The 6,822-nt window shown below is 77.8% G+C and carries 6 protein-coding genes; 3 read left to right on the plus strand and 3 right to left on the minus strand.

Going from position 1 to position 6,822, the window contains the following annotated elements; all coding sequences use genetic code 11:
- Positions 1–109: 109 nt before the first annotated feature.
- Both NOD94_RS39540 and NOD94_RS39545 read right to left on the minus strand, forming a co-directional pair.
- Positions 110–802 carry a sigma-70 family RNA polymerase sigma factor gene (locus NOD94_RS39540; RefSeq protein WP_281211076.1) on the minus strand — a complete coding sequence of 231 codons (693 nt, stop codon included), beginning with the start codon at positions 800–802 and terminating at the stop codon, positions 110–112.
- Positions 803–949: 147 nt separating this feature from the next.
- Positions 950–1,777 carry a hypothetical protein gene (locus NOD94_RS39545; RefSeq protein WP_281211077.1) on the minus strand — a complete coding sequence of 276 codons (828 nt, stop codon included), beginning with the start codon at positions 1,775–1,777 and terminating at the stop codon, positions 950–952.
- A gap of 248 nt (positions 1,778–2,025) precedes the next feature.
- On the opposite strand from NOD94_RS39545, the gene NOD94_RS39550 reads away from it, so the two are divergent.
- Both NOD94_RS39550 and NOD94_RS39555 read left to right on the plus strand, forming a co-directional pair.
- Positions 2,026–3,168, plus strand: a complete 1,143-nt coding sequence (locus NOD94_RS39550) for an MFS transporter (RefSeq protein ID WP_281211078.1) — start codon at positions 2,026–2,028, stop codon at positions 3,166–3,168.
- Positions 3,165–4,370, plus strand: a complete 1,206-nt coding sequence (locus tag NOD94_RS39555; protein ID WP_281211079.1) for a sugar ABC transporter permease — start codon at positions 3,165–3,167, stop codon at positions 4,368–4,370. The genes NOD94_RS39550 and NOD94_RS39555 overlap by 4 nt, the downstream gene beginning before the upstream one ends.
- 226 nt (positions 4,371–4,596) lie before the next feature.
- Here the strand turns inward: NOD94_RS39555 and NOD94_RS39560 are convergent, their stop codons facing one another.
- The gene (locus NOD94_RS39560; RefSeq protein WP_281211080.1) at positions 4,597–5,829 is read right to left on the minus strand and encodes an acyl-CoA dehydrogenase family protein; all 1,233 of its coding nucleotides are present in this window, start codon (positions 5,827–5,829) and stop codon (positions 4,597–4,599) included.
- Between the two features lie 144 nt (positions 5,830–5,973).
- Between NOD94_RS39560 and NOD94_RS39565 the strand changes: the two genes are divergently transcribed.
- Positions 5,974–6,822 (plus strand): CoA transferase (locus tag NOD94_RS39565; RefSeq protein ID WP_281211081.1); only part of this gene is annotated, 849 nt, incomplete at its 3' end.

Raw genomic sequence — 6,822 nt, forward strand, 5'->3', positions numbered from 1 at the left:
GCACGGAACCCCCCGGAAACTAGTTGGGGGGCGGTTTTGGTTCTTAGGCAGCCCACCCGCCGGGGGGGTACGGCCCACCCCCGGGGCGGGGGGGGGGCCGTACCGCGCGTCAGGCCGCCTTCGGTCGTGCCCCCGCCGGCGCGCCCCCACGGGCGCGCGATACCGGCCGGTGGGTCGGGTGCGCCGTGCCGGAGGGTGCCGGCGGGGTGTCCGTCAGGAGCGCGGTCAGGGAGAGGCGGGCGCGGGCCACGCGGGACCGGACGGTGCCGACCGGGCAGCCGATGGCCGCGGCCGCGTCCGCGTACGGCAGCCCGAGGAGCTGGGTGAGTACGAAGGCCTCGCGGCGTTCGGCGGGGATGCCGGCCAGCAGCTCGGCCAGGGCGATGCCGTCGTCGAAGCCGGGCACGCCCCGCGGCTGGGCCTGCTCGGCGGCCGTCTGCCAGTCGGTGCGGTCCGCGGTCCGGGGGCGGGCCGCGGCGTGCCGGTGGCTGTCCACCACCGTGCGACGGGCGATCGACAGCAGCCAGGTCCGGGCGGAGGAGCGGCCCTCGAACCGGGGGAGCGCGCGCAGCGCGCGCAGGAACACGTCCTGGGTCAGGTCGTCGGCCGCCTGGGCGTCGGAGCTGAGGTAGGCCACGTACCGCCACACGTCACGGTGGAGCGCGCGCACGAAGCGGTCCGTCTTGACCGGATCGCCGTCGCGGGCCGCGAGCGCCAGTCGGGTCACCGCCGCGTCGGAGTCGGGAGTGTGCGGGGGCCTCGTGCCGGCGGGACGGGGCACGGTGGGCAGGGCATGGGTCATCGCCACGGGTCCTTAGGGCAAGGGATCCGGCGACGCCGGGGCGCCGCCGGTGAGGGGTACGGCCGGCCGGACGGCACGGCCGATGCCCGAGGCACGACGCGGGCGCGTGCGGGACGGCCGCGGGCCGCGTGCTCGGGGAACCGGCTGTCAGAGGACAGCGGTTCCCGCCGGAGGCCCCCGCGAGGTGATGGCGTGGACGAGGAACAGCCGCCGCGGCCGCCGGTGTCGGTGGGAGCGCCCGACCCGGGCCGGAGGCCGGTGCACGGGCCCGATGGTGCGCAGCGCGAGGCGCAGCGGCGCCCGCAGCAGGGCCGCGACGCACCGGGCGATGCGGAACGCGGCCCGCTCGCCGTGGGCGAGCCACAGACCGCACAGCACGGCGGCCAGCAGGTGCGCCGTCAGCATCCCGGCCGGCGACATCCCGGCCATCTCGTGCCCACCGGCCCCCACCTGCGCGGCGGACGGGGCGTACACGGCGTGGGCCGCGTCGTGCAGGCCGTCGTGCAGGCCGTGGTGCGGGTGGGACGCCATCGCCGGTACGTCGCCACCGGAGGCCCCCGGGAACACCGCCGGGCCCCAACCGCCGGTCCCGGCACCGGAGCCGGGACCACCCGGCCCGACGCCCCCGGCCGTGGCCGGGCCGGGGGACAGTCCGCCGCAGGTCAGGTAGCGCACCCACTGCCGGGCGAACGGTGTGCCCGGCGGCAGGGTGGGGTGGGACAGGGACTGCGCCAGGGAGAACGCCGCGTGCAGCCAGGCCTGGACGGCCACGGCCGCCGAGGTCACCCGGAGCGGCCCGCGCTCCCGGGCGGCGAGGAACCAACCCGCCGCCGCGGGGGCGGCCGGCGCGAGCGCCAACGCCCACCACGGCACGGCCGTCCCCGACATGAGGAGGTGACCGGTGGCGGCGAGCAGCACGCACAGGGCCGCGAACAACGCGGCCCGCAAGGCTCGGTGACAGTGGCCCGGCTTCATGGCGGGCTCATCCTCGCACCGGCCTTCCGAGCCGCGCAGCGCGCTGCGCACATCCCGACAAGTTCTCGTGCCAGGTGGCTCCGGCCGCTCCGGAGCACCACGCGCACCGGGAACCGATCCGCCGACGCACCCGACTGCCTACCCTGTCGGCCGGGACGTTCAACATGCGCGGACAGGGGATTTTCGTGGCGGCGGAGGAAACGAAGGCGATATCGGAAGACCGGCAAGTCAAGTACGAGGAAAGGCAGTTGACGGCTCTCCTCACTTGCGCCATGGGCTTCTCCATGCTCCAGCTGTTCGTCATCGGCGCCCTCGGCCCCCGACTGGTGGGGGAGTCGGGCATGTCGCCCGCCGTGCTGGGTCTGACGACCACCATCGGATTCGGGACGGCGGCGGCGCTCTCCCCGGCCGGTGGCCGGATCGTGGACCGGATCGGCCCGCGCCGGTCCCTGGGCGCCCTGCTGCTGCTCTCCGCCGCCGCGCTCGCCCTGATCGGATCCGCACCCGGCACCGCCCTGCTGCTCTCCGCCGTCGCGCTGGGCGGCGTACCGCAGGCGCTGGCCAACCCGGCCACCAACAAGGCGGTCCTGCGGTTCGTACCGCCCGCGCGGCGGGCACCGGTGACGGGGATCAAGCAATCCGGGGTCCAACTGGGAGCCTTCTTCGCGGGGTTGCCGCTGACGGTGCTCGCGGCCGGGATCGGCCGGCGGGGCGCCGTGTGGACCGCGGCCGGCACGGCCCTGCTCGCCGGCCTGTGGGCCCTGCGCACCCTGCCCGCCGACCCGCCCCCACCTCCCGCCGGGCCGCGCGGCCCGCTCGTGCCGCGCGGCATGGTGGCCTGGCTGGCCGTGTTCTCGCTCTTCCTGGGCGCCGCGATCGCCTCCGTCAACACCTTCCTGGCCCTCTTCGGGGCGCAGCGCCTGGGCATGGGCCCGACCGCGGCCGGGGCCCTGGTCGCCGTGCTGGGCGTGGCGGGCGTCGCCGGCCGCGTCGGCTGGTCGAAGGCGGCCCGGCCCGGCCGTGCCGAACGGCTCCCGGGATGGCTCGCGTGCGGATCCGTCGCCGCTGCCGGCCTGCTGGGCGCCGCCCTCGTCGCGGGGCCGCTGGTGTGGGTCGGCGCGGTCGCCGTCGGGGTGTTCGCCGTGTCCGGCAACGCCGTCTCGATGGTCCTCGTCGTGCAGCGGGCCGCGCCGGGCCGGGCCGGACAGGATTCGGCCCTCGTCGCCGCCGGGTTCTTCACCGGATTCGCGCTGGGACCGCCCCTGTTCGGGCTCCTCGCGAACAGCGGCCGGTACGGGACCGGCTGGCTGCTGGTGGCCGCGGAGTTCGCGGTGGCGGCAGCGGTCGCGTTCGTCTGGGCCCGGCGCGACCGCGCCGGACGCGCGGCGTGACCGCCACCGAGCCCGGACGGCGGGCCGGGGACGCGCTGCACCGGGTCCTGGAACGGGCCGCGGTCACCGCGGCGGCCGTCGGCGACCGGTTCCCGCTCCACGCCGAGCCGGCCGACGGCACCTGGACGACGACCCGCAACGGCTCCTGGACCGGCGGTTTCTGGGCCGGGCTGCTGTGGCTCCGCGCCCGCTCCACCGGCGCCGCGGCCGACCGGCGGGCCGCGTCGGCGTGGACGGCCCGGCTGGCGCCCCGGGTGGAGGCCGACACCGCCACCCGGGGCCTGATCCTCTGGTACGGGACCGCCGCGGCCGAGGACGATCCGGAGGCGGCCGCGCTCCGCGCCCGGGCCGCCCGAGCCTGCCTCTCGGCCTTCGACCCCGGGCTCGGGATCGTCCCCTGGGGGGACGCGTTCGGCGGACCGCGCCTGCTGGCCCGGGCGGACGGCGTACCGGGGATGGTTCCCCTCCTCGCCTCGGCCGGCCCGGCCGGGGCGGCCGCCGCCTCGGCCCACCTGCACCGCCACCTGGACCTCTGCCTGGGCCCGGAGGGCCGCGAAGCCGACGACGCCCTCGACGGCGGTCCCGCCCGGGGAGCCGCGGGGACCGGCGGCGGCGCCGCGAACGCCCCCGATCCGCCCGCCCCCGATCCGCACGCGCCGCCGGGCCGCCCGCGCCCGCCCGCCTGGCGCTTCGAGGGGGCGGTGACGGGCTGGCGGCCCTGCGCCGAACCGGCGCCCGGCTGGAGCCGGGGCGACGCCTGGCTGCTCCTGGCGGTGGCCGATGCCCTGCTGCTCCCGGACGTCGCGGGCCACCGCCCCGCCCGGCTCGAAGCGGCGGCCGGCAGGCTCGCGGCGCCGGCCCTCCGGTACGGGCCGCTCGTACCCCCGGCCCGTACCGGACATCCGGACGACCCGCTCGACACCTCGGCGGCCGCCATCACCGCCGTCGCCCTGCTGAAGCTCGCCCTGTCGCCCGGACCCCTGGCCGCCCGGTACGCACGCCGGGCCGAGGAGATCCTGGGCCGGCTGGTCCGGGAGCACGTCACGGGTCCGGGGGGAGGCCGTCCGGCCGGAATGCTCCTCGACGGTTGCTACGACGCGGGCCGGGCCCTCGCCGTGCGGCACGAACTCATCTGGGGCGACTTCTTCCTGGCGCTCGGCCTGGCCGCCCGGAACGGCCTCGTCGACCTCACCCGCCTGTAGGGCCTGTCGTCGAACTCCCGTCTGCCTCGCGGCGTCCGGCACGGACTCCCGCCGCACCGGGCGGAAGCCCGAGTACGGTCCAGTACGCGGGCTTCCGCCCGGCACGCCGGGAGCACGCACCGGACGCCGCGAGACCGCCCTCCGGGCGACGACGGGAGTTCGACGACAGTCCCCAGCCCGCTCCTGCGCTCCTGACGGGCCCCGACGCCCGCCCCCACCCGCCCGGTCATCCGGCCGGGGCCGTCGGCCGGGGGGACGTCCCGTCCCGACCCGGGGCGTAGTCGCGCAGGACCCGGCGGGCCACCGAGGTGACGTGCAGCTCGTCGGGACCGTCGAGGATGCGGGCGGCCCGCCCGGTGCGGAAGAGGGCCGGCAGCGCGGTGTCCGGGCCGAGCCCGGCGGCGCCGTGGACCTGGATCGCGGAGTCCGTCACCTGCTGCAGCACGCGCGCCGCGGCGACCTTGGCCAGGCCCACCTCCGTGCGGGCGTCCTGCCCGGCGGCGATCAGCGCCACCGCCTCGTGGGCCAGCGACCGGGCCCCGCGCAGCGCGAGCAGCGCTTCGAACACGTGCTGCTGGACCAGCTGGTGCCCGGCGAGCGGGCCCCCCGGACCACTGCGCCCGGCGGCCCGGGCACACATCAGGTCGAAGGCGCGTTGCGCCTGGCCGATCCAGCGCAGGCAGCGCAGCGTACGGCCGAGTCGCAGTCGCTCTCCGGCGATGGACAGGGCGTCGCCGCCCGCACCGAGGAGGTGGTCGGCGGGCACCCGGACCCGGTCGAGGCCGATCTCGTACTGCCCGCCCGCGCCGAGCACGGGCAGTTCCCGCAGCACGCGGAAGCCGGCGGAGGCGGTGGGCACGAGCAGCAGGGACAGCCCCTCGCGGTCCCCGGGCGAGCCGCCCGTGCGGACCAGGACGGTCACCAGGTCGGCCCGCCCGGCGCCCGAGGTGAACCACTTGCGGCCGCTGACGAGCCAACCGCCGTCCGGAGCACGTTCGGCGCGGGTGCCGGTCAGCGACGGATCACTGCCCGGTACGTCCGGCTCCGTCATGGCGTAACAGGCCCGGAGGTCACCCGCGACCAAGGGGGCGAGGTACTCCTCGCGTACCCGCGGCCCCCCGTGCCGGGCCAGCATCGTGACGTCGAGCAGGGGAGCGGAACCCAGGGCGGCGGGCCCGTGGTCGCTCGCGCCCTCCGCCTCCGCCAGTGCGGCGTACTCCCCGAAGGACAGCCCGCCGCCGCCGAGTTCCGCCGGGAGCGGCAGCGCCCACAACCCGTCCTCCTCGGCCCGGGCCCGCAGGGCGGTGAGCGCGGCGTCCGCCGCCGCTCCGCCCGCGTCCAGCACCGTCTCGCACGGGATCACCCGCTCGGCGACGAACCGGGCGATCCTCTCCTTCAACCCCGTCGGGTGCGGGGCGGGCCGTGCCGCTTCCCCGGCAGGGGACTCCGGATCCGTCACTGCGTTCCTCCTGCGTCCCGGGAACCCGTACGAACGACTGTCCGACTGTCTGTTCGTGGAACTGGTCGGGCGCACACGCTCCCGGGTTCCCGCTTCCCGCCGACACCCCGGCGCGGGCCACCGCCGCGCCAGGAGAGGAGAGGCATGGCGTCACCAGCAACCGCGCGGACGGACAGGCCGCTCGACACACTGCGCTTCGAGACCTCGGGGCCCCCACGGATCACGGGAGTCGTCACCGACCACCTGCGCGGCCTCGGCGCGCGCCCGCACCCCACCGACGGCGCGGACCCCTCGGCCGGCCCGGCCCGGACCACCCTCGCCGGAGACGGCTTCGCGTCGGCCCGCGCGCTCACCGACTGGGGATCGCCCGGCAGCGGCATCGTCGACGAGGCCACCGTCCAGGCCGCCACCGGGATCATGTCCGTGCACGGCCGCCGGGACGGCGGCCCGCGCGGGCTGGCGGTCGACTACGTGGCGACGGCCACCGCCGTCCTGACCGTCCAGGGCCTGCTCGCGGGCCTGGTGGGACAGGCCCGCGGCGGCGGCGCCGCCGAGGCCACCACCAGCGCCGACCGGGCCGGTCTCCTCGCGGTGTCCCAGTACCTCGCCGCCACCGGGGCCGATGAGGCCGAAGCCGCCGAACTCGCCCCGGGAGGTCCGCCCTTCACCTCCGCCGACGGGGTGCTCTTCGAGCTGGAGACCCTCGACCCGGGGGCCTGGGCGGCGTTCTGGCGGGCCCTGGAAGCGCCCTCCGACGCCCTGCGCGCCGGCTGGCGACCCTTCCAGTTCCGCTACGCCACGGCCTGCGCCCCCGTCCCGGCCGTCCTCCACGCGGTCACGCGGGCCCACCCCATGCGGGGCATCACCAGGGCCGCGGCCCTGTCCGGCGCCCAGGTGTGCCGCCTGCGGACCCTCGCCGAACGCGCCGGGGAACACGACGGCGCCGCCCCCTGGTCACTGCGCCCCCTGGACACCGACGGCGCGGGCCCCGGC

Source organism: Streptomyces sp. Isolate_45, assembly GCF_024721315.2.
Classification (GTDB): Bacteria; Actinomycetota; Actinomycetes; order Streptomycetales; family Streptomycetaceae; genus Streptomyces.

What these genes read in the sequence shown, in the direction of transcription:
- NOD94_RS39540 (WP_281211076.1), bottom strand. Translation starts at nt 802, where the DNA reads ATGACCCATGCCCTGCCCACCGTGCCCCGTCCCGCCGGCACGAGGCCC.
- NOD94_RS39545 (WP_281211077.1), bottom strand. Translation starts at nt 1,777, where the DNA reads ATGAAGCCGGGCCACTGTCACCGAGCCTTGCGGGCCGCGTTGTTCGCG.